Here is a 26,504-nt window from a genome sequence, read left to right on the forward strand (position 1 = left end):
CTGAACTGCTAGCCTCCCTGAGGTTCACGGAACGAAGGATCCTCATGCTCAAGAGACACGCCGCCCTCGCGATCGCGGCCGCCTCCGCCCTGATGCTGAGCGGTTGCGCAGCCGGATCCACGGAGCGCACGACGGTCACCGTGCGCGTCTGGGATTCCGCCGTCGCCGACGCCTATGAGACCTCGTTCGCCGCCTTCGAGCGCGAGAACCCCGACATCCGCGTCCGCGTCGACGTCGTCGAATGGGCCGACTACTGGACGAAGCTCCGCACCGACGTCGCGGCGGACAGCGCTCCAGACGTCTTCTGGTTGAACAACTCCTATCTCGCCGGGTACGCGGACAGCGGGAGCGTGCTCGACGTCGGGCAGACGCTCGGCAAGGACGCCTCGAAGGACTGGGCACCGAGCGTGGTCAGCCAGTTCACCCGGAACGACAAGCTCTGGGCCGTTCCGCAGCTGTCCGACGCCGGTATCGCGGTCTACTACAACGCCGACCTCCTCGACGCGGCTGGCGTGAAGCCCGCCGAACTCGGGGAGGCGACCTGGTCGCCCGATGCGACGAAGGACACGTTCCTGCCCTTGGCGAAGAAGCTGACGAAGGACGCGGCCGGGGTCTCGGCCGACCAGCCCGGCTTCAACCCCGCGGCGCCCGCGACCTACGGCACCGGCCTCGGGTACGACCTGCAGGCCGTGCTCCTGCCGTTCATCGGCTCGAACGGCGGGAAGTACCAGGACGGCGACGACTTCGCGTTCAACGACCCGAAGACGAGCGAGTCCGTGAGCTACCTCGTGAACGCGATCAACGGCGCCAAGGTCGCCCCGCCGGCCGCCTCCACGAACGCCGACGGTGACTTCGCCCGCGACGCCTTCATCCAGGGCAAGGTCGCGATGTTCCAGTCGGGGCTCTACAGCCTGAAGGCCGTGCACGACGGCGCCGACTTCCGCTGGGGTGTCGCCGAGCTCCCGGCCGGCCCCGCGGGCAAGGTCAGCGTCACGAACGGGATCGCCGCAGCGGGCAACGCGGCCACCAAGCACCCCGACCAGGTGAAGAAGGTGCTCGCCTGGCTGGGCAGTTCCGAGGGCAACGCGCCCGTCGGTGCATCCGGCTCGGCGGTCCCGGCCGTCACCGCCGCTCAGAAGCAGTACTTCGACTACTGGAAGGGCCAGGACGTCGACGTTCAGCCCTTCTTCGACGTGATCGCCGACGACGCGAAGACCATCGCACCGCCGACGGGTGCCGGGTATGCGAAGGGACTCGCCGCCTACGACCCGATCTTCAAGGAGATCTTCGCCGGCACGACGCCCGTCGCCGACGGCCTCAAGAAGGCGCAGGAGGCGGCCAACGCCGCCATCAACGACTGAGTCGGCACCGGGCCGGGCGCACGTCGAGCGCTTCCGAGTCCTGACGGGTCACCGCGCCCGAGGGCTCACACCGGTTCGACGACCGCTCCGTCGCTTGCAGCAGCGCGGGCGTCTCCGGCCAGTCGTTCGCTGACCCGCCCGTACCCGGAACCGATGTGCCGCTCGATGGTCTCGTCGATCGCACCCGAACGCCGTTCGACGAGCAGGTCGAGGAGTTCGGTGTGCTCCTGCACGATGATGCTGTGGTAGTCGTCCACCTTCACACGCCGGGTGAGCAGGAAGAGCGCGACCTGCCACTTGATGGCCTGCCAGGCGGTGTAGAGCCGTGAGTGGTCGGCCAGGAGGAACACCTGGTCGTGGAAGTCGATGTCGAGTCGGACGAGCTTCGCCTTCTGGTCCGTCTCCACGGCGACACGCATCTCCTCGATGATCGCGCGCATGGCCGCGACCTCGTCGTCGCCGGTGCGTTCGATCGCACGCGACCAGGCGAGCCGTTCGAGGGCGGTGCGGAGCGTGGACAGCTCGAGGAAGTCCTGTGGTGACAGCGTGACGACCGACGCTCCCTTGTACGGGAGAGACACGACGAGCCCCTCCTGCTCGAGGTGGAGGAGGGCTTCTCGCACCGGGGCGCGGCTGACGCCGAGGGTGGTCGACAGATTGACCTCGCTGAGGCGTTCACCTTGGACGAGGCGACCCTCGAGAATCGCCTCCCGCAGCTCGTTGACCGCGGCTCCTGTCAACCCGGTTCGTTCGAGAGTTTCCATGCCCGAATCCTAGCCCAAACGAATCGGTGTTGTCGATTGTCGACAGTGTGCAGTCTGTGATATTGTCCACCAACAGCACACGAACGTTCCGTCGGCGGCTCGCTTCCTCAGGAGGTCCGGCACAACCCTGACAGGAGAACTCAGTGAAGAAATCACTGCGAGGCGCGCTGCTCGGAGCAGCGCTCGCGGTCGCTCTGACGGCGTGCAGCGCTGGCGGTGCCGGCGGCGGCAGCACCTCCGCCACTGGTGGCGACCCCAAGTACGGCGGCACGATCACCACCGCCGCGGCGTCCGACCCCGAGACCTTCGACCCGGCCGTCTGCACGGGAGCGACGTGTTGGAACATGATGCGGATGATGTTCGACCGCATGTACGACTACGACCGCGACACCAGCGAGCTGAAGCTCCAGGCGGCCGAGTCGTTCCCGGAGGTCAGCGACGACGGGCTCACCTACACGATGAAGCTCAAGGAGGGGCTCACCTTCAGCAACGGCGACCCGCTCACGGCCAAGGACGTCGCCTACTCCTACGCCCGGGTCCTCGACCCCGCGACGAAGGCGGGTCTCGCCGAGTTCTGGCGCGGTATCGCCGGCGCCGAGGAATACGCCGCGAACCCGACCGGACTCCCGAGCGGCATCGAGGTCGTCGACGATCAGACCCTCAAGATCACGCTGACGACGCCCAACTCCTCGTTCAAGTACATCCTCGCCATGCCCGCGGGCTCGATCATCCCCGAGGGCAGCGGCGGCACCGTCGCGACCGAGCCCGTCGGCTCCGGGCCGTTCACGCTGAACACCTTCAGCGCCGGCAAGGAGATCACGCTCGACCGCAACGCCGACTACTGGGACTCCCCGCGTCCGTACGTCGACCACATCCGCATGATCCTCGGTGTCGACCCCGACAACCAGGTGCTCATGCTGCAGAAGGGCGACATCGACCTGATGGGCAGCCCGATCCCGCCCGCAAAGTTCATCCAGGTGACCTCGGATCCGAAGCTCAAGGATCAGCTCGTCGAGATCGAGAAGCCGAGCACCTACTACCTCACGATGAACGTCAACACCGCCCCCTTCGACAACCCGAAGGTGCGTGAGGCCGTCTCCCTCGCCTTCGACCGGAAGGCGCTGCTCAAGCTCGTCAACGGCCAGGGCTCTGCGGCGACCGAGTTCATCCCACCGAAGGTCCTCGGCTACACGGGCGACGAGATGACCCACGAACAGGACGTCGAGAAGGCCAAGCAGCTGCTGGCGGAGGCCGGGTTCGCGGACGGCATCACGACCGACATGTACGCCTGGAACGTCCCGCCCTTCTCGGCCCTGGCGCCGCAGATGCAGCAGGACCTCAAGGCCATCGGCATCGACGTCAACCTCCAGACGCTGGCCCCGAACACCTTCAGCGAGTTGGCGGGAGCCGGCAAGGCGCCGCTCGCCCTCACCTTCTGGGTGGCCGACTACCCCGAGGGCTCGGACTTCCTGCAGGCGCTCATGTCGTGCGCCTCGGCGGTCCCGCAGGGCCACAACTACGCGTACTACTGCAACCCGGAGATGGACGACCTCGTCGCCCAGGCGCTCGCCGAGACCGACCCGGATGCGGCGACCGCGAAGTACGAGGAGGCGTCGAAGCTCATGCTCGCCGACAACCCGATCGTGCCGCTGTACTTCGGTACCAAGACCGAGCTCCACAGCACCGGCATCGAGGGGTACTTCCCGCAGCCGATCTGGGGCTGGGACATGGCCGAGTACTGGAAGTCCGACGGCACCGCCAAGCGGTAGCCACCGGATACGCATCACCCGGCGCACCGGCGCGCCACCCGCATCACCGCACCACGGAACCCGAACCGCGGGTGGTCCCTCGACGGACCACCCGCGGCGCCCCCACCGAAAGGACGCGACATGAGTGCGCTGCTCGACGTCTCCAACCTCGTGGTCGACTTCCCGACCTCCTCGGGGGACCCCTTCCACGCCGTCGACGGCGTCTCGTTCCAGGTGTCCGCGGGTGAGCGCGTCGGCATCGTGGGGGAGTCGGGTTCCGGCAAGTCCCTGACGTCGCAGGCCGTGATGCGGCTCGTGTCGGACCCCGGTGTGATCGCCGGCGGATCGGTGCGGTTCGGCGGGGAGGACGTCCTCGCCTACTCCGACCGGGCGCTGCAGCAGTGGCGCGGTTCGCAGGTCGCGATGGTCTTCCAGGACCCCATGTCGAGCCTCAACCCGCTCATGCGGGTCGGCCGGCAGATCACGGAGTCGCTCGAGACGCACCTGGGCATGGGCCGCGTCGCCGCTCGCGCCCGCGCCGTCGACCTGCTGCGCCGCGTCGGGATCCCCGACGCGGAGGCGCGCATGAACGACTTCCCCGGGGCGTTCTCCGGCGGGATGCGGCAGCGCGTCTGCATCGCCATCGCGACCGCCTGCTCACCGAAGCTGCTGATCGCGGACGAGCCGACCACGGCGCTCGACGTGACCGTGCAGGCCCAGGTGCTCGACCTGCTCGACGACATGGTCTCCGAGCAGGACACGGGCGTCATCCTCATCAGCCACGACCTCGGTGTCATCTCCAGCTTCTGCGACCGCATCCTCGTCATGTACGCGGGGCGCATCGTGGAGGAGGGCACGGCCGAGCAGATCGTCGGCGACCCGCAGCACCCGTACACGCACGCGCTGCTCGGCTCCATCCTCAAGTTGTCCGAGCCGATCCCGCCGCGGCTCCGCACCATCTCCGGGGCGCCACCGACGGCCGGCCGTCGGCCGAGCGGTTGCGCGTTCGCGCCGCGTTGCCCAGCAGCCGTCGACGCGTGTCTCACGAACGACCCGGCGCTCGTCCAGGCACCGCTCGGCGGTGTCGGGCAGCGGGTCGCGTGCGGCGTCGTCGCACCGGAGGCCTTCGTGGTCGAGCAGGAGTCGGCCGCATGAGCCGGCTCGACGGTTCGGACCTCGTCAACGGTCCCAGCAGCCGCTCGCGGGCCGGCGAGGCGCTGCTCGAGGTGCGGGACCTCGAGGTCACGTTCCGCCGCTCCGGTGGTATCGGTCGTCGGGCGTCCCGCGTCCCCGCCGTGCAGGGCGTCAGTTTCCAGCTCCGTGCCGGCGAGACCCTCGGCATCGCCGGCGAGTCGGGCTCCGGGAAGAGCACCATCGCCAGGACGCTCATGGGCATCAACCAGGCCTCCGCCGGCAGCATGCGGCTGAACGGTGAGAACGTGGGAGCGCTGCGAGGACGTCGGCTCGCGGAGTACCGCCGCACGATGCAGATGATCTTCCAAGACCCCTACGACTCGCTCGACCCGCGGATGAAGGTGGGGGAGACCCTGCTCGAGGCGATCTCGCTCCGGACCACCAAGCCGACCGACCCGAGGCGGGCGGTCGAGGGCATCCTCGACCAGGTGGGCCTGTCGCGGAGCTTCATCGATCGGCGTCCGCGCGAGTTGTCCGGCGGACAGCGGCAACGCGTGTCGATCGCTCGCGCGCTCTGCGTCGATCCGCGCCTCATCCTCTGCGACGAGGCCGTCTCCGCGCTCGACGTCTCGGTCCGGGCGCAGGTGCTCAATCTGCTCAAGGACCTGCAGGAGGAGCTCGGTCTCGCGTACCTCTTCATCTCGCACGATCTGTCCACCCTCCGGTTCATGGCGGACCACGTCGGCATCATGTACCTCGGACGTCTGGTCGAGATCGGGACGCGCGACGAGATCTTCGAGAACCCGCAGCATCCGTACACGAGAGCCCTGCTGTCGGCGGTGCCGGAGCCGATCGTCCGCGATCGTTCGACCCGCCTGCCGCGCGTCCGTCTCACGGGCGAACCGCCGAGCGCCGCGAACCCGCCGAGCGGGTGCAGCTTCCACCCGCGGTGTCCGATGGCCCAGGAGGTCTGCCGGACCGTCGCGCCGCCGCTGCGGACCACGACATCGGGGCAGGACGCGGCGTGCCACTTCGCGGATCCCGTCCTGGTCCCGGAACCCGCTCGGATCGGAGCCGACGCATGAGTGAAGCACTGCCTCCCGTCATCGGCCAGGGTGTCGACCTGGCGGCGACCGACGATGACCGACCGATGCGCGCCCGCGAGGTGCTGCGCAGTCTCCGACGCGACCCCGCGGCGTTCGTGTCGCTCATCGTGCTGCTCCTCATCGCGCTCATCGCGGTGCTGGCTCCGCTCATCACGCCCCACGACCCGTTGCAGACCTACAACGACATCGGACTCGGGCCGCAGGGGCAGCCGCTCCCGCCCGGGACGCCCGGGTTCCTCCTGGGGACCGATGCGCTCGGTCGCGACGTGCTCTCGCGGCTCATCTCGGGCACGCAGGTGTCCCTCGTGATCGGGATCGTGGCCAACGGACTCGCGACGATCGTCGGGGTGACGGTCGGGGTGATCGCCGGCTACTTCGGCGGCATCGTCGAGGCGGTGCTCATGCGCATCACCGACGTCGTCATCTCCTTCCCGATCCTCCTGCTCTGCACGGCCCTCATCGCGGTCACGACCCGGAGTACCACGAACGTCATCATCGTCATCGCCCTCATCTACTGGACGACGCTCGCCCGCATCATCCGCGGCATGGTCATCTCCCTGAAGCACCGCGAGTTCGTCGTCGCGACCAGGACGCTCGGTGTCGGGCACCTCCGCATCATGTGGAAGCACATCATCCCGCACCTGCTGCCGGCGATCATCGTGTACGCCACGCTCGGCGTCGCCTCCTCGATCCTCATCGAGAGCGCCCTGTCGTTCCTCGGCATCGGTGTCCCGATCCCGCAGGCCTCGTGGGGGCAGATGATCTCCGACGGGAGCACCTACTTCCAGATCGCCCCCTGGATGCTCTTCATCCCCGGCATCTGCCTGATCGTGACGGTGATGGCGTTCAACCTCGTCGGCGACTGGTTGTCCGAGATGCTCGACTCAGCTGCACCGATGGCGAGGTAGACCGTGTTCTGGTGGCTTGCACGACGACTCGGCCAGATGGCCCTCGTCCTCTTCGGGGTGGTCAGCCTCGCGTTCCTCCTCGTCTACGCCGTCCCCGCGGACCCGGCGGCGACCCTCGCCGGGCCGAACGCGAGTGCCGAGACGATCGCATCCATCCGCGCACAGCTCGGCCTCGACGCCCCGCTGTGGGAGCAGTACCTCGGGTTCATCGGCCGGCTCCTGAGCGGCGATCTCGGCACCTCGTACGTCCTGCGGGAGACGAGTGTGTTCGAGCGGATCGTCTCCGCTCTGCCGACGACGGTCCTCGTAGCGATCGGCGGGCTCGTCTGGCAGATCATCCTCGGTGTCCCGGCCGGCATCTACGCCGCCTACCGTCGCGGTGGCTGGGTCGACCGCACGGTGACCTTCGTCTCGCTGATCGGACTGTCGGCGCCGTCGTTCTGGCTCGGCCTGCTCCTCATCTACTACTTCGCGTTCAGTTGGGGACTGTTCCCGCTCAACGGGCTCGGTGACCCGATCATCTGGTACCTCGTGCTCCCGACCTTCACGCTCGGGTCGGGCGGCGGTGCCTGGTACGCCCGCATGACGCGGACGAACATGATCGAGACGCTCGACTCGCCGTTCGTCCGGATGGCCAGGGCGAAGGGCATGCCCGAGCGGACCATCCTCTGGCGCCACTGCTTCCGGCACGTCGCGATCCCGCTCGTCACGATGATCGGACTCGACTTCGGATACTTCCTCGGAGGCGTCGTGATCGTCGAGACCGTGTTCGGACTGAACGGCATCGGCCGGCTCGCCTTCGACGCGATCTCCAACCTCGACACCCCGATGATCGTCGGCACCGTGCTCTTCTCGGCCCTCTTCATCGTGGTCGTCAACTTCATCGTCGACCTCCTCTACTCCGTCATCGACCCACGCGTCCGCCTGCAGCGCGCGTGACCTGAACCTCCGACCGATCCCACCACCGTCCGCGCATCGCACGATGCCGGCACCCGCAGAAGGAGAACCACCATGTCCGAGTCCGATCGCAAGCTCCGAGTCGCCGTCGTCGGTGCCGGCCGCTGGGCCGTCCGCTCCCACATCCCCGGCTGGCAGCGCGACCCGCGTGTCGAGGTCGTCGCGCTCGCCGAGATCGACGAGGAGGCGCTCGCGTCGGCGGCCGCGGAGTTCGGCGTCGAGCGTGCCGTGACCGACTACCGCGAACTGATCGACGACCCCGACATCGACGTCATCGACGTCGCGACCGGCAACGCCATGCACTTCGAGATCTCCATGGCGGCCATCGCGGCGGGCAAGCACGTCCTCTGCGAGAAGCCCGTCAACAGCGACTACACCGAGACCCGGCGCGCCGCGGCGCTCGCCGCCGAGCGTGGCGTCAAGACGAAGCTGGGCTTCACCTTCCGCTTCGCCCCCGCCATCCAGTACGCGAAGCACCTCATCGACCAGGGGTTCATCGGCGAGCCCTACATCTTCAACGGCTACGAGCAGAACAGCCAGTGGATCGATCCGAAGACGCCGCTGCGTCAGGTGGACCCGGACGCCGACCCCGAGGTCATCGCCGTCTCCTCCATCGAGGGCTACGGCGCGCCGATCATCGACATCATGCACTGGTGGCTCGACGCGCCCATGACGAGCGTCGTCGGGACGATGCGCAACTTCGTCCCGGAGCGGATGGTCCGCGACACGGGCGCGATGCAGCGGATGAACATCGACGACGGCGACATGTGGATCGCCGAGTTCGAGCAGGGCCGTCTGGCGTCGATCCAGTCGTCCTACGTCACCGTCGGCAACTTCCCCGGCATCGAGGCCCGCATCTACGGTTCGGAGGGCGCGATCATCGTCCGCCTCGTCGAGGAGGCGGGTATCTGCCAGACGATCAAGGTCGCGAAGAAGGACCAGGTCGAATTCGAGGAGCTCGAGATCCCCCAGGAGTTCTTCCCCGAGGGTGGGGCGTCCACCGAGCCCTGGCCGTTCCTCTTCTACTCGAACCTCTGCAAGGACTTCGCCACCGAGATCCTCTCCGGTGAGGACTTCAACCAGGGCAACTTCGACCAGGGCGCGCTCGTCCAGGAGACGATCAACGCGTTCGAGCTGTCCTTCCGCACCCGCGCCTGGTGCGACTTCCCCCTCGCGCTCGCCCCGTCGGACGCGAACGACGCCGAGGCGGCCCGCGCGTGACGAGCGCCGACACGGTCGCGCCGCTCGCCGCGGTGGACGCCGCGGCCCACGCCTGGGGTGAACTCGCGGACGATGGGACCGCGGCGACCATGCTCACCAGGGTGCTCGCCGCCCTGGACGTCCCGGGGGTCGGCTACGCCGATGCGCGACTCATCGAGGCCGAGGAGGTGCGCCTCTACTCCACCCTCGAGTCCGGTCTGGACGAGCGGATCGAGCACAACCTCGGCGTCGGTGTCCGGGTGCTGTTCAACGGCAGTTGGGGGTTCGCCTCCGTGCCGATCGACGACGCCGACGACCTCACGCTCGCCGCGCACCGGGCGCTCGCCAACGCGCGGAACGCCGACCGGGTGTCCGACGCGTACCGCACCGAGCTGCCACCGATGCCGGCGGTGAGCGGTCGGTACGCGACCGACGTCGTGCTCGACCCCTTCGCGGTGTCGGCGTCGACGCGGCAGGCGCTGCTCGGCGACATCCTGAGCGCGGCCAGCGCGCCCGTCGAAGTCGTCATGGCGCAGGCCGGCCTGAATGCGAAACGGCAGCATCGGCACTTCGCCAACACCGAGGGCTCGATGCAGCACCAGCACCTCATCGAGAGCGGGGCTATGGCGCTCGTGAACGCGGTCGGCAACGGCACGATGCAGCGTCGATCCTTCCCGAACTCGTTCCACGGCAACACCGCGCAGGCGGGATGGGAGTACGTGGAGGGGCTCCGGATGGTCGAGGAGGCCGACCGGATCGGACGCGAGGCCGTCGAACTGCTGACCGCGCCGCTCGCGCCGCAGGGCACGGCCGACGTCATCATCGGGCCCGCCCAGATGGCGCTGCAGATCCACGAGTCGACGGGTCACGCCCTGGAACTCGACCGGATCCTCGGTGACGAGGCGAACTACGCCGGCACCTCCTTCATCGGACCCGATGCGGTCGGTTCGCTCCGCTACGGTTCCGAGGCGGTGAACATCACGTCCGACCCGACGGTGCCCGGCACGCGGGGTTCCTTCGCGTTCGACGACGAGGGTGTCCCGGCCTCCCGGCAACCGCTGATCTCGGAGGGGATCATCCGCAACTTCCTCTCCACGCGGGACTCCGCCGCCCGGATCGGGGTGCCGTCGATCGGGGCCGCGCGCTCCGACGGGTGGGGGTACACCCCGGTCTGCTTCGCGACGAACGTGTTCCTCGAGCCCGGCAGCGGGTCGACCGAGGAACTCCAGGAGCGTCTCGGGGACGGGTACTACATCGACGACAACCGCAGCTGGTCGATCGACGAGCGGCGTCACAACTTCCAGTTCGGCACCGAGGTGGCGTACGAGGTGAAGAACGGCCGTCGGGGTCGCCTCCTCCGCGGCTTCTCCTACGGCGGTACGACGCCCGAGTTCTGGCAGTCCGTCGAAGCGGTCGCGGGACCGGAGGAGTTCAAGGCCTTCGGCATGCCCTGCGGCAAGGGCGAACCCAAGCAATGGGGGTTCCTCGGGCACGGCGCCTCGCCGACGCTCGTGCGGAACCTCCGGATCGGAGTGGACCGATGAGTGACACCGACAGCACCACCACGACCGCCTTCGGGCCCGTCGTCGGCGGTGAGCGGGCCGCCGAAGCGCTCGAGGCCGCCCTCCGCGACGCCCCGGCCGACCGCATCGAGGCGTTCCTCACCGGGCGGCGCGGCGACTTCACCCGCTTCGCCGGCCGCCGGGTGCATCAGAGTCAGGCCATCGACGAGGTGCAGATCATGGTCCGCGCCGAGGTCGACGGGCGGGCGTCGCTCGCTGCGGCCAGCTCGATCTCCGGGCTCGGCCGGGCGGTCGCGAACGCCAGCGCCGCCGCGCGCGAACAGGCCAGGCAGGGGCTCCCCGCCGCGCCACCGCGAGCCGAACCGGGCCCTGTCGACGAGCCGGTCGTGTCGGGTCGCACCGCGTCCGGCGCCCTGCTCTGGGGCGAGGACACGGCGGCCTGGGACGTCGGCGAGCACGTCGCCCTCGCCGACCGGGCGATGGCGGAGGCCGATCGCGCCGGTGGTGTGGCCGCAGGCATGTTCGGCCGGGCGGTCACGGAGGTCGCCTTCCACGACCGCGAGCGCGGGACCTCCCGGTACGCCGCGGCGACCGAGGCGCAGGGTTCCCTGACCGTCCGCATCGACGACGGTTCCTCCCACTGGAAGGACCTCTCCCGGTCGTCGGACCGCCTGCTGGCGGCGGAGTCCGTCGAGCGGACGCTCTCGGAGGCGTCCGCCACCCGGGGTCGCGCCCCGCTCGCCCCCGGCGAGTACGACGTCGTGCTCGGGGCGCTCGCCGCCGGAGAGTTCCTCGACTTCTTCGGCGCCTTCGGGTTCACGGGCGGAGCCCTCGCCTCGGGATTCGGCACGGCCGCGACCCGCGCCGGGGAGCAGGCGGCCTCGTCGCTCGTCTCGGTGCACGACGACGCGACGGCCGACCTCGGACTGCCGTTCCCGTTCGACTTCCAGGGCACCACGAAGCGCGACGTCCCGTTCCTCGACCACGGCCGGGTCGCGGAGGTCGTCACCGACCGGGAGACCGCCTTCGCGCTCGGGACGGCATCGACCGGCAACTTCCACATCGCCCGGGAGGAGGCGCCCCATGCGATCCCGATGAACGTCATCCTCCGCGCGGCCGACACGACCGAGCTCGACCTCATCGCGGGCGTCGAGCACGGGGTGTACCTGCAGCGCTTCTGGTACACGCGCACGGTCGATCCGGTCCGCTCCACGATCACGGGGGTCACGCGCGACGCGTGCTTCCTCATCGAGAACGGTCGCATCACGCGGCCGGTCGAGTCGCAGCGTTTCACGGTGAGCGTGCTCGACAGTCTCGCGCGGGTCGACGGCGTCGGATCGGTGTCGCTGAGCCAGCCGCTCATGAACGTGTTCAACGGTGCCGCGACCGCGCCACCGCTCCGCATCCGCGGCTTCGCCCTCGGCACAGCCCCGGCCCCGAAGGGAGCGACGGCATGAGCCTCAGGACCAACGAGGACCGCCTGGTCACGCAGATCCTCACCGGAGAGGTCTGGCCGCCCCAGGCCGACCGTCACGGCTACCGGGTGGATCCCGACGGCCACCCCTTCATCCTGCCCGGCATGGGCGGGGTCACGATGGGCGCGCACGTCGGAGAGGCCGCCACGGGGCACGCGAGCGACCATCTCGAACCCGGGCTGTCGATCCGGCACGCGGGTGCCGAGGCGAACGCCGCACTGCAGTTCCTCAGCTGCGTCGGCAACGTCGTGACCGTGCGCTCGGGGGCGGCGGCAGGGGCCGAGGGTGTCGTCATCGGCCAGCACGCCTACGTCCTCGCCGACTTCGCCGACGGGGCGCTCCGCCAGGTGACGACCGGCGACGCCGTGAGCGTCGAGGCCCGCGGTCAGGGCCTGCGCCTCCTCGACCACCCGGACGTCCGGGTGAAGAACCTGGACCCGCGGCTCCTGCCGCACCTGCCGTTCTCGACGGCGGCCGACGGCACGCTCGAGGTCGGCGTCGCCATGCGCGTCCCGGCCGAGGCGGCGGGTGCAGGAGGCGGCATGCTCTCCGAGTTCGCCAACACCGACCTCATGGGCGCCTACCCGGGCCTCAGCGAGGACCTGTCGCTCGGCCTCGAGTCCCTCCGCATCGGCGACATCGTCGTCCTCGAGGACCAGGACCACTCCTACGGACGCGGCTACCGGCCCGGTTGGATCACCATCGGCGTCATCTCCACGGGGGAGTGCCGCCTCTTCGGGCACGGCCCCGGCCCGTCCACCCTGCTGTCGGGACCGGCGTCGGCGTTCACGGTCGTCGACGACCGGGCCGCCAACCTCGGCACCGCGCTCGCCGGCATGGGCCGGGCGACGACCACCACCACGACCACGACGGAGACGGCCGCATGAGCTCGATCATCGCCAACAACCTGCTCGGCTTCGTCGAGCACGCCGGCCTCACCCCCATGGTGTCCTACCGGATCGACCGCGACGGACACCCCTACGTGCCGATCGGCGACGGCGGGGTCGTCCTCGGCGTGCACCTGGGAGACTCGGTCTTCGCCTCAGACACCGACCACGTCGCACCCGGGGTCACGCTCGTGCACCCGGACGCCGGGTCGCGCTTCGGACTGACGTCCTTCGCCTGCATCGGGAACCGCGCGACCGTCCGGTCCGGCGCGGCGACGGGGGCGACGGGGTCCGTCGTCGGCAAGCGCGGCGAGGCGGGCCGGGTCATCGTCTCCTTCGACGACGAGACGATGGCCGCCCTGCTGCCCGGGGACCGGATCGCGGTGCACGCCATGGGTCAGGGGCTGCGCCGCGAGGACCTGCCCGAGGAGATCGTCCTGCTGAACATCGACCCCGCCCTGCTCGACGCGCTTCCACTGCGCGTCGAGGACGGTGTCGCCGGCTTCGACGTGGTCGGGGTGCTGCCGGGCAAGGTGGCCGGGAACGGTATCGGCCGACCCGCGCACCAGTGGGACGTCGACCTCGCCGTGGTGCCGGAATCGCCCGAACTCGCCGGGGTCGACATGCGGCTCGGGGACCTGTTCGCGGTCGAGCACCTCGACGTCCGCCACAACATGGGGTACCGGCGCTACTGGATCACCGTGGGGATCATCGTCCACGGCGGCTCGCCCATGCCCGGTCACGGTCCCGGATTCGTGCCGATCGCCTGCGGTCCTCGATCGGTCCTCCAGCCCCGGATCGTCAGCGAGGAGGCAGGCGGTGTCCGGCCTGCGCTCACGGCGGAGCGGCTCGCGGCGGTCGCGCCCTGGCCGACCGACTGACCGACCGAAGGAACGCGCGACGCACCGCGCCGCGACCGACGCATCGCCGCACCCGCGGCAGGATGGACCATCATGCAGATCCTCATCGCCAGCCACCTCGAAGCCGAGCACGTCGAGGCGATCCGCGCCTCGCACCCGGACGTCGAGGTGCTCTACGACCCGTCGCTCATCGGCGTCCCGCAGTACGTGGCCGACCACCACGGTCCGACGCCCCGGCTCTCCGCCGCTGAGCAGCAGCGATGGGAGGACATGCTCGCGCGGGCCGAGGTCGCGTTCGACTTCGACTGGCAGGATCCAGCGGCCCTGCCGCAGCGGGCGCCGAACCTGAAGTGGATCCAGGCAACGAGTGCGGGCATCGGCGCGTTCATGCGTCGCACGGGTCTCGACCGGAGCGGCATCGTCGCGACGACGGCCGGTGGCGTGCACGCCGTGCCGCTCGCCGAGTTCGCCCTGACCGGCGCGCTCTTCGTCGTGAAGGGCCTGCCGTACCTGCAGCGTCAGCAGCGCGAGCACCGTTTCGAGCGGTACACCACGAGGCAGCTCGCCGGCATGCGCGTCGCGGTCGTCGGCGTCGGCGGGATGGGCTCGAACGTGGTCCGGACCTTCGACGCGATCGGTGCCCGCGTGACCGCGGTGGGTCGCGTGGGCGGGAGCTACGAGCTGCCGGAGGGCGTCGAGCTGAGCGATGTCGACCGGCTCGACGAGGTGCTGCCGACCACGGACGTGCTGGTGCTCTGCACGGCGCTCACCCCCGAGACCGAGAACCTCATCAGTGCGGACCGGATCGCGCTCCTCCCCGAGGGGGCCGCCGTCGTCAACATCTCGCGCGGTCAGGTGATCGACGAGGACGCCCTCATCGAGGCCCTCCGCTCGGGTCGACTCGGCGGTGCCGCCCTCGACGTGTTCCGTGAGGAGCCCCTGCCCGCCGACTCGCCCCTCTGGGACCTCGACAACGTGCTCATCTCACCGCACTCCGCGTCCACGGTGGAGAGCGAGAACGCGACGCTCACCGCGCTCTTCATCGAGAACCTCGCCCGGTACCGCGCGGGGGAGCCGCTGCTCAACCGCTTCGACGCCGACCGGGGCTACTGACCCGTCGACCCACGGTCACCGCTCGCGGATCGCCCGCCAGTCGTGCCGCGCGGCGAAGCGGCCGTCGATGAACACGTCGATGTAGCGTGCGCCACCGTCGATCGGTTCCTGGATGATCACCCGAATCGACACCATGTGTCGTTCCTGCACCCCGACCTCGACGTCGAAGACGTTCGGCATGATGCGCCCCAGATTGCCCCCGCTGTCGGCCGCCAGCCACCCGTCGACCTCGATCGTCACCCGGTTCCGGATCCCGGCGACCCGCACGGTGACGTGATGGGGCTCGTCGACCCCGACGGTGAAGCTGAATGAGACGGCCATGACCACCATCAGACCACACGCGTCGACCGCTGGGCGCTGATCAGGTGATCGGCCCGCCGGTGCATCGCGCGACGAGCTGGATCTCGACGGGTGCATCGCCGGGAAGCGCGGCGACCCCGAGGGCGGCGCGGACGGGCAGTGAGGCGTCGGGGAACCGTTCGACGACCACGGCGCTCGCCGCGTCGGCGATCTCACTCAGCCGGACGAAGCCGTCGGCCACCGCGAGGTAGACGGTCAGGGAGACCACCTCGGTGAGGACGGCGCCCTCGGGGACGGCACTCGCGGCCGCAGCGAGGGCCCGCTCGGTCGCGATCCGGGTGGCGGACAGCGCCTGGGCGTCGTCGAGTTCGCGACCGATCCGGCCGGTCGCCACGAGCGCGCCGTCGACCCGCGGGGTCATGCCGGCGGTGTGGACGAGCTCGCCGACGAGGCGTGCGACGGAGTATGCGCCGGCCGGCTGGAGCCTCGCGTCGCGAGGCACGCCGTCGGTCACGCGTCGATACCGGCTGCGGTCGCGAGGCCGGTCAGGCACACGACCATCCGCTCGAGCGCCGCAGCCCACTCCGTCTCGTCGCGGGCGTAGCAGATCCGGAAGTGCCCGCTGCCGGAGGGGCCGAACTGGTACCCGGGCGAGACGACGACCTGCGCCTCGCGCTGGAGGGCTCCGGCGACCTCGACGTCCGACACCCCGAACGCCGAGACGTCGAGGAACAGGTATGCGGTCCCGTCCTGCGGCGTCATGCGCAGACCGGGGACCCGCGACAGGCTCTCGACGGTGGTGCGCTTGATCGCCTCCAGGTCGGCGATGCGTTCGTGGAGGAAGTCGTCGTCGTCGACGAGCCACCGGGCGAGCATGCGCTGCGCGTAGGCGGGGGCGCGGAGGGAGGTCATCGCGAGCGTCTGCTCGACCGAGGCGATGACGTCCTCCGGGGCGACCACGACGCCGATCCGGAAGCCGCTCATAGACTCGGTCTTCGACGGGCCGAGCAGGGTGATGGTGCGGTCGGCCATGCCGGGCTCGGAGCGGAGGTGGGGGAACGGGGTGTCCGTGTAGAGCAGGCGACTGTACAGCTCGTCGACGAGGACGCGGAAGCCGCCGGCGACGGCGAGCTCGGCGACGCGGGAGATCATCGTCGCGGGGTAGACGGCGCCGGTCGGGTTGTTCGGGTGCGAGAACATGAGCAGCTTCGGCTGCTCGGGGAGGAACCGCTCCACCGCGTCGAGGTCGAGGCCGGGGTGCTCGCCGTCGAGGATGAGCGAGATGCGCTCGACCCGTGCTCCGAGGAACGCGAGGATCCGCTCGCAGAACAGGTAGTCCGGGTCGGCGAGGAGGACGAGGTCGCCCTCGTCGACGATCGAGGACAGTGTCGTGAACAGGGCGCCCTGCGTCCCGGGGGTCAGGGCGAGGTTGCCGGGACCCACCGGGCTGCCGAGGAAGCCGCTGATCGCCGAGGCGAGGTCGGTGAGCACGCCGGGGTCGCCTCGGTACGGGGTGTACGCCCATTCGCCGGTGGCGACGGCCTCGCGGATGGCCTGGTCGGCCCAGGCCGGTGGCGGGAAGCGGACGGTGTCGAAGTGCGTCGTGTCGAGGAGCCCGTGACCGCCGCCGTCGAGTCTGAGCGACAGGTCCGCTGCACGGACGGAGAGCCCGGGAGCCGCCTCCCGATAGGTGAGGTGCGTCCGCGCCACGCGAGCGCTCTGCGCCGGGCGCAACTCGGGAGCGGCGGGCGTGTCGCCGCCCAGCTGAGCGGTGGTGGCCGCAGGCGGGTGCACAGACATACGAGCTCCTCAGAGTCTTGAGGTCCGCCTCATCCGGACCTGTCATCTGTAGACTGTATACTATCGACAACCGGTGATCCATGATCGGTGCGAGATGGCGAGTTCCACGGAGGGCGGGCCAAACGCGCGGTCCTTGCGCGACAGCTGCCGCATGCGCACGTTTCGTGCTCGTAACGAATCAGCACCGGAAGCCTTCTGGGTTTGAGGGATTTGTTCGGAGCGTGCTGTAATCCTCTACAAGCACGTGCGAAGAACCTGCACACAGCCGTGCCGTCTCTCACACACAGAAAATGAGGTCGACATCAATGTCATCCCCACGTAGCGGATTCCGGAAGAGCGCCGTCGCGCTCGCGGGTCTCTCCATCACCGCCCTCGCCCTCGCCGGCTGCGCCGCCGGCGGCGGGAGCGGATCCAGCAGCGGCGCCAGTGGCACGATCGTCATCGGCACGACCGACAAGGTCACGACGCTCGACCCGGCCGGATCGTACGACAACGGCTCCTTCGCCGTCATGAACCAGGTCTTCCCGTTCCTCCTGAACACGCCGTACAACAGCCCCGACGTCGAGCCCGACATCGCCGAGTCGGCCGAGTTCACCTCGCCGACCGAGTACACGGTGAAGCTCAAGAAGGGCCTCAAGTGGGCCAACGGCAACGACCTCACCTCGTCCGACGTGAAGTTCAGCTTCGACCGTCAACTCGCCATCGCGGACGACAACGGACCGTCCTCGCTCCTCGGCAACCTCGAGAAGACCGACGCGCCCGACGACCTCACCGTCGTCTTCACGCTGAAGACCGAGAACGACCAGACCTTCCCGCAGGTGCTCTCGAGCCCCGTCGGCCCGATCGTCGACGAGGACGTCTTCTCCGCCACCGAGATCACCCCGGACGCCGACATCGTCAAGGGCAAGGCGTTCGCCGGCCAGTACACGATCGACAGCTACAAGTTCAACGAGCTCATCTCGTACAAGAAGTACGCCGACTACCAGGGCCTCCTCGGCGCGGCGAAGAACGACACCGTCAACGTGAAGTACTACACCGACGAGTCCAACCTGAAGCTCGACGTCAAGCAGGGCAACATCGACGTCGCGTCGCGCAGCCTCTCCGCGACCGACATCGAGGACCTGAAGAAGGACAAGAACGTCAAGGTCGTCGACGGCCCCGGTGGCGAGATCCGCTACTTCGTCTTCAACTTCGACACGATGCCCTACGGTGCGACCACCGCTGACGCCGACCCGGCGAAGGCGCTCGCCGTCCGCCAGGCCGCTGCCGACCTGATCGACCGCGCTGCGATCGCCAAGGACGTCTACAAGGACACCTACACCCCGCTCTACTCCTACGTGCCCGCCGGTCTGACCGGTGCCACCGAGTCCCTCAAGGGTCTCTACGGCGACGGCGACGGCGGCCCGGACGCCGCCAAGGCGAAGGAGACCCTCGAGGCTGCCGGTGTGACCGTCCCGGTCGCGCTCAACCTCCAGTACAACGGTGACCACTACGGTTCCGGCTCCGGCGACGAGTACGCGCTCATCAAGGACCAGCTCGAGGCCGACGGCCTGTTCACCGTCAACCTGCAGCAGACCGAGTGGGTCCAGTACGCCAAGGACCGCACGACGGACGTCTACCCGGCCTACCAGCTGGGTTGGTTCCCGGACTACTCCGACGCCGACAACTACCTGTCGCCGTTCTTCGCCACGGACAACTTCCTCGCGAACCACTACGACAACCCGGCTGTCAACGACCTGATCAACGAGCAGCGCTCGACGACGGACGCCGACGCACGGACGAAGCTCATCGAGCAGATCCAGGACACGGAGGCGGCCGACCTGTCGACCATCCCGCTGCTCCAGGGCGCTCAGGTGGCCGTCGTCGGCAAGGATGTCGAGGGAACCGTCCTCGACGCGTCGTTCAAGTTCCGCTACGCGCCCATCACCAAGGGCTGACTAGCCTGACCAACTGATATCCGACTATGGTGAGTCGGACGTCGCGATCGGGGTGGCTCCACAGAGCCGCCCCGATCGTCTGTCCGGGCTCTACCGAGTCGGTGATCGAGGAGGATCCACTGCAATGACGGCAGCTGTCGCAACCCCACCCCCCAAGGCGGCCAGACGTTCCGGAGGTGGCGGACTCTGGCGGTACCTCGTCATCCGCTTCCTGCTGATCATCCCGACGGTGTTCATCCTCGTCACCATGGTCTTCTTCCTGATGCGCCTGACCGGTGATCCGATCACCGCGGCGCTCGGAGGCCGACTCCCGGCCGATCAGCTCGCGGAACGCATCAGTGCCGCCGGCTACGACCGGCCCATCTTCATCCAGTACGTCGAGTTCCTCGGACAGATCGCGGTCGGCAACTTCGGCACGACGATCTCCGACAACCGGCCGGTCATCGAGGTCCTCCTCACGTACGGCTCCGCGACCCTCGAACTCGCGATCTACGCGCTCATCGTCGCCTTCATCGTCGGCATCCCGCTCGGCATGCTCGCCGCCGCCCGCCGTGACCGCTGGCAGGACGCGGGCCTCCGCGTCTTCGCGATCCTCAGCTACGCCACCCCGGTGTTCTTCGCCGGCCTGCTGCTCAAGCTCATCTTCTCCGTCTGGCTCGGGATCCTCCCGGTCGCCGGGCGAGCGAGCACCGGCACCGAGCTGACGCTCCAGACCATCTCGAACCCGTCCGGTATCTACCTGATCGACGCGATCCGTCTCGGCGATCCGACGGCGATGAGTGACGTCCTCGCCCACGCGGTGCTCCCGGCGATCGCCCTCGGCCTGCTCACGGCAGGCGTGTTTCTCCGGCTGGTCCGCACCAACGTCATCGGCACGCTCGGTTCCGGCTACGTCGATGCGGCCCGGTCGCGCGGCGTCAGTGAGTTCCGGCTCGTGACGAAGCACGCCTACCGTCCGGCGCTCATCCCGATCATCACGGTCATCGGCCTCCAGATCGCGCTCCTCCTCGCGGGCGCGGTCCTCACCGAGACGACGTTCGAATGGAAGGGTCTCGGCTTCATGCTGAGCGAGTACCTCAAGGCGCGTGACTTCGTCGCCGTCCAGGGGATCGTCGCGCTGCTGGCCGTCATCGTCGCCCTGACCAACTTCATCGTCGACATCATCGCGGCGATCATCGACCCGAGGGTGAGGTACTGAGCATGAGTGCTCCGACAGCCACCACCACCGTTCAGACCGCGCCGGCGAAGCGACCGTTGCGGGAGCGTCTCCCCGTCGTCAAGCAGTTCCGGCAGTCGGTCGGGCTGCAGCGGGCGATGCTCGTCATCGGTCTCGTCGTCACGGGCGTGTTCGTGCTCATCGCGATCCTCGCGCCGCTCGTCGCGCCCTACCGGTTCAACCAGCTGCGCGGCGACGACGGTTCGTTCGGCACGCAGCAGGCGCCGAACGCGACGAACCTCCTCGGCACGACCGTCGGCGGGTACGACGTCCTGTCCCGGGTGCTCTGGGGAGCCCAGACCGCGCTCTTCGTCATCGTGGCCGCGATCATCCTGTCGATCTTCATCGGCGTCCTGCTCGGGCTCGTCGCCGGATACTTCGGCGGCTGGCTCGACCGCGTGCTCGTGGTCGTCTGCGACGCGGTGTACGCCTTCCCGTCGCTGCTGCTCGCGATCGTCATGTCGATCGTCATCAGCCGCGGCCAGTCGAGCCTCTGGGGCGGCATCCTCGCCGCCGCGATATCGATCACCGTGGTCTTCATCCCGCAGTACTTCCGGGTCATCCGCTCCGAGGTCGTGCGCATCAAGAGCGAGGCGTTCGTCGAGTCGGCGAAGGTCATCGGTGCGTCGAGCTCCCGCATCATGTTCCGCCACGTGCTGCGGAACGCGACCCGGACGCTGCCGCTCATCATCACCCTCAACGCCTCCGAGGCCATCCTCACGCTCGCGGGTCTCGGCTTCCTCGGGTTCGGCATCGAGCCGACCGCGGCCGCCGAGTGGGGCTACGACCTCAACCGGTCCGTCTCCGACGTCACGAGCGGGATCTGGTGGACCGCGCTGTTCCCCGGCCTCGCGATCGTGCTCGTCGTGCTCGGCATCACCCTCGTCGGTGAGAGCCTCAACGACCTGTCCGACCCGCGTCTGCGCAGCCGTCGTCGTGTCGGTGCGTCGAGTGGATCGGTCGCTGCGACGTCGAGCATCACGACCACCGGTGGCACGCCCGACAGCCCCGGTGGCGCCGGGATGATGGACGCCGAATCGCTGGGAGCCGTGAGCGACGCCGCGGCGGACAGCGATCTGGAGAACCGACGAGAGGACGAGCGCTCATGAGCCAGTCGACGCCGACCACCGGTCCACGCGACCTCGGCACCAAGGACATCGTCAGCATCCGCGACCTCGGGGTCTCGTTCTCGACCGACGCCGGCGCGGTGAAGGCGATCAACGACATCTCACTGTCGGTCGCACCGCGCGAGATCGTCGCGATCGTCGGCGAGTCCGGCTCGGGCAAGACGGTCACGGCCAAGACCATCCTCGGCCTGCTCCCGGAGACGGCGACGGCGTCCGGCGCGGTCGTGCTGCGCTCCCGAGACGGTTCGACCGAGCAGGACGTCGTCACGGCGTCGGCTGAGCAGCTGCGGTCCATCCGCGGCAGCGACGCGGCGATGGTGTTCCAGGAACCGTCGACCGCGCTCAACCCCGTCTACAAGGTGGGCTGGCAGATCGCCGAAGGTCTCCGCGCGCACGGTTCGTACACGAAGGCCGAGGCACGGGCCAAGGCCATCGACATCCTGCGTCGCGTCGGCATCCCGGAGCCGGAGGAACGGGTCGACTACTTCCCGCACCAGTTCTCCGGCGGGCAGAAGCAGCGCATCGTCATCGCGATGGCGCTCGTGCTCGACCCCGGACTGATCGTGGCCGACGAGCCCACGACCGCGCTCGACGTCACGGTGCAGGCGGAGATCCTCGACCTCCTGCGTCGGTGCCGCGACGAGTTCGGCACGGCCATCGTCCTCATCACCCACAACATGGGCGTCGTCGCCGACCTCGCCGACCGCGTCGTGGTCATGTACCAGGGCGACATCGTCGAGGAGGCTCCCGTCCAGGCGCTGTTCTCCTCACCGAAGGCCGAGTACACCAAGAAGCTGCTGTCGTCGGTGCCGCACGTCGGCCGCGGCAAGAGCTCCGCGTCGGCCGAGGTCGAGCGTGGGAAGCAGTTGCAGCTCGGTGAACCGGTGGTGGTCGCGAAGGGGCTCGAGATCGAGTACCCGGGTCGCTTCGGCCGTGCCGGGTTCCGCGCGGTCAACGGCGTCGACTTCACGATCCACGCGGGCGAGGTCCTCGGCCTGGTGGGGGAGTCGGGGTCCGGCAAGACCACGATCGGCCGCGCGATCGCCGGACTCACCAAGGTGACCGGCGGTTCGCTGTCGGTGCTCGGTGTGGAGATGAACCGGGTGAAGGAGCGCGAGTTCGCCCCGAAGCGCCGCGAGATCGGGTTCGTGTTCCAGGACCCGGCGACGAGCTTCAACCCACTGCTCACGATCGCCGAGTGCGTGGCGGAGCCGCTCATCGTGCACGGTCGCTTCGGCGACACACGGGCGGCCCGACGCCGGGTGGACGAGCTGCTCGAAGCGGTCCAGCTGCCGAAGGCGTTCGGCGACCGGTTCCCGCACGAGCTCTCCGGTGGGCAACGGCAGCGCGCTTCGCTCGCGCGGGCGTTGGCGCTCGAACCGGCACTGCTGGTCGCCGACGAACCGACCTCGGCACTCGACGTGTCGGTGCAGGCCCGCGTGCTGGAGCTCTTCGCCGAGCTGCAGCGCGAGTTCGGGTTCGCGTCGCTGTTCATCAGCCATGACCTCGCGGTGGTCGACGTGCTCGCCGACCGCATCGTCGTGCTGTACCGCGGCGACATCGTCGAGGAGGGGCCGGGCTCCACCGTGCTCGGTGCGCCGAACGACCACTACACGCGCCGTCTCCTCGCGTCGCTCCCCGTGCCAGACCCGGCCGAGCAGGCCGTCCGTCGTGAGGAGCTCAAGCGCCTCCGCGCCTGACAGCAGGAGATCTGCACGAGGGCAGGATCGAACGTCGCGTTCGGTCCTGCCCTCAGGCGCTTCTCCTGTCGCCAAGCGGTGGTGTGTGACCTCAGCCGAGCTTGACGGCGGTGCCGTACGCGACGACCTCCTGGTAGTTCTGCCCGACCTCGGCCGCGTCGAACCGCATCGCGAGCACCGCGTCGGCACCGAGCGCGGTGGCCGCCTCGATGAGTCGCTGCTTCGCTTCCTCGCGGCTCTCAGCGAGCTGCTTGGTGAGCCCGGAGAGCTCACCGCCCAGCAGTGCCTTGAAGTTGGCGCCGAGTTGCACGCCCGCGTTGCGTGCACGGACCGTGAGTCCGGTCACCTCGCCCAGCACCTCGGTGACCTGGCGGCCGGGGACATCGTTCATCGTCGAGATCAGCATGTTCGCAGTCTGGCACCGCAGCGCCCACCCCCATAGGGGGGATGTCCCGGTAGCGACTGCGGTCGACGCTGAAAGCGCAGTGATCGACGAGCCACGCGACGCAATCGCGGGTCAGCTTCTCCAAACTTCTGCGCTCTCGTTTTTTGACCAGGAATCCTCTTGCATGAAGAGTTTCAGGCGCATATATTTCACCGAGAGGGAGTCCTCTCGTATCGAAATGGAGCAGGGAATGAAATCACAGTGGATGATTCGTGCTGTCCTTGTACTCGTCGTATCGACGGCCGTCGTCGCCGGCGGCGGGGGTGGTGCCGTAGCTGCGCCTGTTCTGAACCAAACGAGCCAGGCAGGCGCTCAGAACGTGGCCGCGGAGTCGGTGAAGCCGGAAACCTTGCCGTCCATCTCTGAGGCTGATGTACGGCAGGCCTTCGTCGAGCTGAAAGCCGCCGCGGTCCCCTTCCAGGAGGAACTCCTGGGCGGTACAGTGACGACCACCTTCAGTCTCGGCGCCGGCCTCGATCTCACGTTCGTCGACCCTCCATCGACGCGAATTGGCGGCGGCATCGATGGCGGCGGCATGTATGTCCTCTTCAACGCGCTCGACCAGAACCTCATCATCGGCGGAAGCGGCTTCGCGATCGGAGCCGCGATTTGCGCGATACCTGGAGTCGGACGAGCAGCATGTCTGGTTGTCGGCGGACTCATCACGATCGCTTTCGCTGTCCTGTCCAACTGGGGCGTCTGCCAGAACGGGAAGGAGATGAAGATCTACTTGAACGGTGTGACGGCAGGGTGTGTACGTGTCTGACCCTCGTAACCTGCATCCACCCTTGCGCAGGCGACGCGCCCTCATCGCCGGCGGTTTCGCCGGCGGCGTTCCGCTGCTGTTAGGTGCGATCGCCCGTGGCGCCCGGCCGTTGGACTACCTAGCGAGCGCGATCTTCCTTGTGGGGCTGCTCGCTACCGCCTGGTGGCTCATCGGCTGGATCAACAAACGGCGACGCGCCAGTTGAATCACGCTGGCGCAGCGGTTTCTCTAGCCAGGTAGTTTGGCCCGACGGGAGCGGTGCGCTGTAGCTGCGTTGACGAGTACGAGACCCGGATGGAACGAGTGATTCCGTCCGGGTCTCGTGTCTCTAGCGAGTGCGCGCGTCGGGCGAGGTCGGCGGGTGACGGCAGACTGGGGTGGTGCACATCGTCCTCCAGCAGCTCGACGGCGCCCGCGTGCGCGTCGTGCACCTCGAGGACCGCCCCACTCCATCCGGCGAGCCACCTCGGGTCTCCGAGACCACCATGCCGCGGGCCGACCTCGCGGCCTTCGTCCGGCGTCTCGAAGCCGAGCCGAACCCGCCGCGCTGGGTGTGGGACGACACCACGCTCTGGTACCCGGCGCTCCTCGCCGCGGGTGTCCGGGTCGCCCGCTGCGTCGACCTCCGGCTCTCCCACAACCTCCTCCGCAACGCCGCCTTCACCGCCGACTCTTCCCTCGCGACGGCTCCGGCCGGCCCGTGGGACGAGGTCCTCGATCCGCGCGTCGCTCAGCGTGCGGAGGCCGTCGGGACCCTCTTCGACCTCGACCTCCCGGGCGGCGAACGCGATCCCGTCGCCGAGTTCACGCTCCAGCGTGACGCCGTCGACGGCGCGACACCGCAGGGACGCTCGCACCTCGGACTCCTCCTCGCGGCCGAGTCCGCCGGTGCCCTCATCGCCACGGAGATGACCTTCGCCGGTCTCCCGTGGGACGCCGAGGCCCACGACCGCATCCTCGCCGACGCCCTCGGCCCCAAGGTGCCGCCCGGTGTCCGTCCGGCGAAGCTGGCCGCGGTCCTCGAGGAGGTCAAGGCCGCCCTCGGGGTGCAGGAGCTCAGCCCCGAGTCACCTGGCGAGCTCCTCAAGGCGCTCCAGCGTGCCGGCATCAACGCGACCTCCACCCGGCAGTGGGAGCTGCAGGAGATCGAGCACCCCGTCATCGAGCCGCTGCTCCGGTACAAGAAGCTGTCCCGTCTCCTCACCGCGAACGGTTGGACGTGGGTCGAGACCTGGGTGAAGAACGGACGGTTCCGCCCCACCTACGTGCCCGGCGGAGTCGTCACGGGCCGCTGGGCATCCGACGGCGGCGGTGCCCTCCAGCTCCCGCACCAGGTCCGCGGCGCCGTCCTCGCGGACGACGGCTGGCGTTTCGTCGTCGCCGACGCCGCGCAGCTCGAACCACGGATCCTCACGGCGATGTCCGGCGACCGCGCGATGGCCGATGCCGGACGCGGCGTCGACCTCTACCAGGGCATGGTCGACGTCGGCGCGGTCGACACCCGACCACATGCGAAGATCGCGATGCTCGGTGCCATGTACGGCGCGACGACGGGGGAGAGCGGGCGCCTCCTGCCCCGGCTCACGAGGGCGTTCCCGCGGGCGATCGAGTTCGTCGAGGCCGCCGCCCGTGCCGGGGAGCGCGGGGAACGGGTCAGCACCCGGCTCGGCCGCACCTCACCGCTGCCCGGCGAGACCTGGCGCGAGATCCAGTCCGCCGCGTCGATGGAGGGCGCGAACGCCGCCGCGACCCAGCGCGCCCGCATGGAGGCACGGAGCTGGGGTCGTTTCACCCGGAACTTCGTCGTGCAGGGCACCGCCGCCGAATGGGCGCTGTGCTGGATGGCCGGCCTCCGGACACGGCTGCAGGCGCTCGCCGCAGAGACGGTCGGACCGGCGGCCGCGCTCACCGAGTCGGCCCACCTCGTCTTCTTCCTCCACGACGAGATCGTCGTCCACTGCCCCGAGCACCAGACCGAGCGGGTCGTCGCCCTCGTGCGCGAGGCGGCGGCCGAGGCCGGTCGCCTGATCTTCGGCACCGCGCCGGTCGAGTTCCCGGTCACCACCGCCGTCGTCACCTCCTACGCCGACGCCAAGTAGCCCGCGAACTGTCACTTGACGCGGGTGCGCGCGGCCCGCACTGTTCCGAAGTGACAGTTCGCGGGCTGGGATGGGGGG

The 26,504-nt window shown here is 69.1% G+C and carries 24 protein-coding genes; 19 read left to right on the forward strand and 5 right to left on the reverse strand.

Annotated elements, in window-relative coordinates; translation table 11 throughout:
• Positions 1 to 44: 44 nt before the first annotated feature.
• Positions 45 to 1,361, forward strand: coding sequence for a sugar ABC transporter substrate-binding protein (locus RWN05_RS03245; RefSeq protein ID WP_064294091.1), 1,317 nt, complete (start codon positions 45 to 47; stop codon positions 1,359 to 1,361).
• 65 nt (positions 1,362 to 1,426) lie between these two features.
• On the opposite strand, the gene RWN05_RS03250 is transcribed toward RWN05_RS03245, so the two are convergent.
• Positions 1,427 to 2,125, reverse strand: coding sequence for a GntR family transcriptional regulator (locus RWN05_RS03250; protein ID WP_064294092.1), 699 nt, complete (start codon positions 2,123 to 2,125; stop codon positions 1,427 to 1,429).
• Between the two features lie 143 nt (positions 2,126 to 2,268).
• Between RWN05_RS03250 and RWN05_RS03255 the strand changes: the two genes are divergently transcribed.
• From RWN05_RS03255 to RWN05_RS03305, 11 genes are all read left to right on the forward strand, one after another.
• Positions 2,269 to 3,894 carry an ABC transporter substrate-binding protein gene (locus RWN05_RS03255; protein ID WP_079003715.1) on the forward strand — a complete coding sequence of 542 codons (1,626 nt, stop codon included), beginning with the start codon at positions 2,269 to 2,271 and terminating at the stop codon, positions 3,892 to 3,894.
• A 120-nt stretch (positions 3,895 to 4,014) separates the two neighbouring features.
• Complete coding sequence (locus RWN05_RS03260) at positions 4,015 to 5,028, forward strand: ABC transporter ATP-binding protein (protein WP_064294094.1); 1,014 nt, start codon at positions 4,015 to 4,017, stop codon at positions 5,026 to 5,028.
• Complete coding sequence (locus RWN05_RS03265) at positions 5,025 to 6,092, forward strand: ABC transporter ATP-binding protein (protein WP_079003714.1); 1,068 nt, start codon at positions 5,025 to 5,027, stop codon at positions 6,090 to 6,092. The genes RWN05_RS03260 and RWN05_RS03265 overlap by 4 nt, the downstream gene beginning before the upstream one ends.
• Positions 6,089 to 7,021, forward strand: coding sequence for an ABC transporter permease (locus RWN05_RS03270; protein WP_197478999.1), 933 nt, complete (start codon positions 6,089 to 6,091; stop codon positions 7,019 to 7,021). The genes RWN05_RS03265 and RWN05_RS03270 overlap by 4 nt, the downstream gene beginning before the upstream one ends.
• 3 nt (positions 7,022 to 7,024) lie before the next feature.
• Positions 7,025 to 7,960: an ABC transporter permease gene (locus RWN05_RS03275; RefSeq protein ID WP_071262055.1), complete on the forward strand. Its 936-nt coding sequence runs from the start codon at positions 7,025 to 7,027 to the stop codon at positions 7,958 to 7,960.
• A 72-nt stretch (positions 7,961 to 8,032) separates the two neighbouring features.
• Positions 8,033 to 9,199 carry a Gfo/Idh/MocA family protein gene (locus RWN05_RS03280; RefSeq protein ID WP_064294097.1) on the forward strand — a complete coding sequence of 389 codons (1,167 nt, stop codon included), beginning with the start codon at positions 8,033 to 8,035 and terminating at the stop codon, positions 9,197 to 9,199.
• A complete protein-coding gene (locus RWN05_RS03285; RefSeq protein ID WP_205847553.1) occupies positions 9,196 to 10,722 on the forward strand; it encodes a TldD/PmbA family protein in 1,527 nt (508 codons plus the stop codon). Before RWN05_RS03280 ends, RWN05_RS03285 begins: the two co-directional genes overlap by 4 nt.
• Positions 10,719 to 12,158: a metallopeptidase TldD-related protein gene (locus RWN05_RS03290; protein WP_314138495.1), complete on the forward strand. Its 1,440-nt coding sequence runs from the start codon at positions 10,719 to 10,721 to the stop codon at positions 12,156 to 12,158. The genes RWN05_RS03285 and RWN05_RS03290 overlap by 4 nt, the downstream gene beginning before the upstream one ends.
• The gene (locus RWN05_RS03295; protein ID WP_079003710.1) at positions 12,155 to 13,063 is read left to right on the forward strand and encodes a DUF4438 domain-containing protein; all 909 of its coding nucleotides are present in this window, start codon (positions 12,155 to 12,157) and stop codon (positions 13,061 to 13,063) included. Before RWN05_RS03290 ends, RWN05_RS03295 begins: the two co-directional genes overlap by 4 nt.
• Positions 13,060 to 13,944, forward strand: a complete 885-nt coding sequence (locus RWN05_RS03300) for a DUF4438 domain-containing protein (protein WP_314138496.1) — start codon at positions 13,060 to 13,062, stop codon at positions 13,942 to 13,944. Before RWN05_RS03295 ends, RWN05_RS03300 begins: the two co-directional genes overlap by 4 nt.
• A gap of 72 nt (positions 13,945 to 14,016) precedes the next feature.
• Entirely contained in the window at positions 14,017 to 15,036 is a 1,020-nt protein-coding gene (locus RWN05_RS03305; protein WP_314138498.1) for a D-2-hydroxyacid dehydrogenase, read from the forward strand.
• Between the two features lie 15 nt (positions 15,037 to 15,051).
• On the opposite strand, the gene RWN05_RS03310 is transcribed toward RWN05_RS03305, so the two are convergent.
• From RWN05_RS03310 to RWN05_RS03320, 3 genes are read right to left on the reverse strand one after another with little or no spacing between them, the layout of a single operon-like run.
• Positions 15,052 to 15,357 carry a hypothetical protein gene (locus tag RWN05_RS03310; protein ID WP_139205474.1) on the reverse strand — a complete coding sequence of 102 codons (306 nt, stop codon included), beginning with the start codon at positions 15,355 to 15,357 and terminating at the stop codon, positions 15,052 to 15,054.
• 40 nt (positions 15,358 to 15,397) lie between these two features.
• Positions 15,398 to 15,850 (reverse strand): RidA family protein, encoded by a 453-nt coding sequence (locus RWN05_RS03315; protein WP_314138499.1) that lies wholly within the window; start codon positions 15,848 to 15,850, stop codon positions 15,398 to 15,400.
• Positions 15,847 to 17,136 (reverse strand): aminotransferase class I/II-fold pyridoxal phosphate-dependent enzyme, encoded by a 1,290-nt coding sequence (locus RWN05_RS03320; protein WP_314138501.1) that lies wholly within the window; start codon positions 17,134 to 17,136, stop codon positions 15,847 to 15,849. The genes RWN05_RS03315 and RWN05_RS03320 overlap by 4 nt, the downstream gene beginning before the upstream one ends.
• Before the next feature lie 305 nt (positions 17,137 to 17,441).
• On the opposite strand from RWN05_RS03320, the gene RWN05_RS03325 reads away from it, so the two are divergent.
• The 4 genes from RWN05_RS03325 (at position 17,442) to RWN05_RS03340 (ending at position 23,116) form a co-directional block, all read left to right on the forward strand.
• Entirely contained in the window at positions 17,442 to 19,073 is a 1,632-nt protein-coding gene (locus RWN05_RS03325; protein WP_064294102.1) for an ABC transporter substrate-binding protein, read from the forward strand.
• 124 nt (positions 19,074 to 19,197) lie between these two features.
• Positions 19,198 to 20,271 (forward strand): ABC transporter permease, encoded by a 1,074-nt coding sequence (locus RWN05_RS03330; protein WP_314138503.1) that lies wholly within the window; start codon positions 19,198 to 19,200, stop codon positions 20,269 to 20,271.
• A gap of 2 nt (positions 20,272 to 20,273) precedes the next feature.
• On the forward strand, positions 20,274 to 21,398 hold the full coding sequence (locus RWN05_RS03335) for an ABC transporter permease (RefSeq protein WP_314138504.1): 1,125 nt from the start codon (positions 20,274 to 20,276) through the stop codon (positions 21,396 to 21,398).
• Positions 21,395 to 23,116 carry an ABC transporter ATP-binding protein gene (locus tag RWN05_RS03340; protein ID WP_314138506.1) on the forward strand — a complete coding sequence of 574 codons (1,722 nt, stop codon included), beginning with the start codon at positions 21,395 to 21,397 and terminating at the stop codon, positions 23,114 to 23,116. The genes RWN05_RS03335 and RWN05_RS03340 overlap by 4 nt, the downstream gene beginning before the upstream one ends.
• A gap of 91 nt (positions 23,117 to 23,207) precedes the next feature.
• On the opposite strand, the gene RWN05_RS03345 is transcribed toward RWN05_RS03340, so the two are convergent.
• Positions 23,208 to 23,522, reverse strand: coding sequence for a YbjQ family protein (locus RWN05_RS03345; RefSeq protein WP_064294105.1), 315 nt, complete (start codon positions 23,520 to 23,522; stop codon positions 23,208 to 23,210).
• A 163-nt stretch (positions 23,523 to 23,685) separates the two neighbouring features.
• On the opposite strand from RWN05_RS03345, the gene RWN05_RS03350 reads away from it, so the two are divergent.
• The 3 genes from RWN05_RS03350 to RWN05_RS03360 all read left to right on the forward strand — a co-directional run bounded on the left by RWN05_RS03350 (position 23,686) and on the right by RWN05_RS03360 (position 26,426).
• Positions 23,686 to 24,327, forward strand: coding sequence for a hypothetical protein (locus tag RWN05_RS03350; protein ID WP_314138509.1), 642 nt, complete (start codon positions 23,686 to 23,688; stop codon positions 24,325 to 24,327).
• Positions 24,320 to 24,532: a hypothetical protein gene (locus RWN05_RS03355; protein WP_157583294.1), complete on the forward strand. Its 213-nt coding sequence runs from the start codon at positions 24,320 to 24,322 to the stop codon at positions 24,530 to 24,532. The genes RWN05_RS03350 and RWN05_RS03355 overlap by 8 nt, the downstream gene beginning before the upstream one ends.
• A gap of 175 nt (positions 24,533 to 24,707) precedes the next feature.
• The gene (locus tag RWN05_RS03360) at positions 24,708 to 26,426 is read left to right on the forward strand and encodes a bifunctional 3'-5' exonuclease/DNA polymerase (RefSeq protein WP_314138513.1); all 1,719 of its coding nucleotides are present in this window, start codon (positions 24,708 to 24,710) and stop codon (positions 26,424 to 26,426) included.
• The last annotated feature ends 78 nt before the right edge of the window (positions 26,427 to 26,504 follow it).

It is taken from the genome of uncultured Plantibacter sp., from assembly GCF_963518075.1.
Lineage (GTDB): Bacteria > Actinomycetota > Actinomycetes > Actinomycetales > Microbacteriaceae > Plantibacter > Plantibacter flavus_A.

Bases quoted from the DNA above. Each gene is read 5' to 3' on its own strand.
- RWN05_RS03245 (WP_064294091.1), top strand. From the start codon at position 45: ATGCTCAAGAGACACGCCGCCCTCGCGATCGCGGCCGCCTCCGCCCTG.
- RWN05_RS03250 (WP_064294092.1), bottom strand. From the start codon at position 2,125: ATGGAAACTCTCGAACGAACCGGGTTGACAGGAGCCGCGGTCAACGAG.
- RWN05_RS03260 (WP_064294094.1), top strand. From the start codon at position 4,015: ATGAGTGCGCTGCTCGACGTCTCCAACCTCGTGGTCGACTTCCCGACC.
- RWN05_RS03265 (WP_079003714.1), top strand. From the start codon at position 5,025: ATGAGCCGGCTCGACGGTTCGGACCTCGTCAACGGTCCCAGCAGCCGC.
- RWN05_RS03270 (WP_197478999.1), top strand. From the start codon at position 6,089: ATGAGTGAAGCACTGCCTCCCGTCATCGGCCAGGGTGTCGACCTGGCG.
- RWN05_RS03280 (WP_064294097.1), top strand. From the start codon at position 8,033: ATGTCCGAGTCCGATCGCAAGCTCCGAGTCGCCGTCGTCGGTGCCGGC.
- RWN05_RS03290 (WP_314138495.1), top strand. From the start codon at position 10,719: ATGAGTGACACCGACAGCACCACCACGACCGCCTTCGGGCCCGTCGTC.
- RWN05_RS03295 (WP_079003710.1), top strand. From the start codon at position 12,155: ATGAGCCTCAGGACCAACGAGGACCGCCTGGTCACGCAGATCCTCACC.
- RWN05_RS03300 (WP_314138496.1), top strand. From the start codon at position 13,060: ATGAGCTCGATCATCGCCAACAACCTGCTCGGCTTCGTCGAGCACGCC.
- RWN05_RS03305 (WP_314138498.1), top strand. From the start codon at position 14,017: ATGCAGATCCTCATCGCCAGCCACCTCGAAGCCGAGCACGTCGAGGCG.
- RWN05_RS03310 (WP_139205474.1), bottom strand. From the start codon at position 15,357: ATGGCCGTCTCATTCAGCTTCACCGTCGGGGTCGACGAGCCCCATCAC.
- RWN05_RS03320 (WP_314138501.1), bottom strand. From the start codon at position 17,136: ATGTCTGTGCACCCGCCTGCGGCCACCACCGCTCAGCTGGGCGGCGAC.
- RWN05_RS03325 (WP_064294102.1), top strand. From the start codon at position 17,442: ATGTCATCCCCACGTAGCGGATTCCGGAAGAGCGCCGTCGCGCTCGCG.
- RWN05_RS03330 (WP_314138503.1), top strand. From the start codon at position 19,198: ATGACGGCAGCTGTCGCAACCCCACCCCCCAAGGCGGCCAGACGTTCC.
- RWN05_RS03335 (WP_314138504.1), top strand. From the start codon at position 20,274: ATGAGTGCTCCGACAGCCACCACCACCGTTCAGACCGCGCCGGCGAAG.
- RWN05_RS03340 (WP_314138506.1), top strand. From the start codon at position 21,395: ATGAGCCAGTCGACGCCGACCACCGGTCCACGCGACCTCGGCACCAAG.
- RWN05_RS03345 (WP_064294105.1), bottom strand. From the start codon at position 23,522: ATGCTGATCTCGACGATGAACGATGTCCCCGGCCGCCAGGTCACCGAG.
- RWN05_RS03350 (WP_314138509.1), top strand. From the start codon at position 23,686: ATGAAGAGTTTCAGGCGCATATATTTCACCGAGAGGGAGTCCTCTCGT.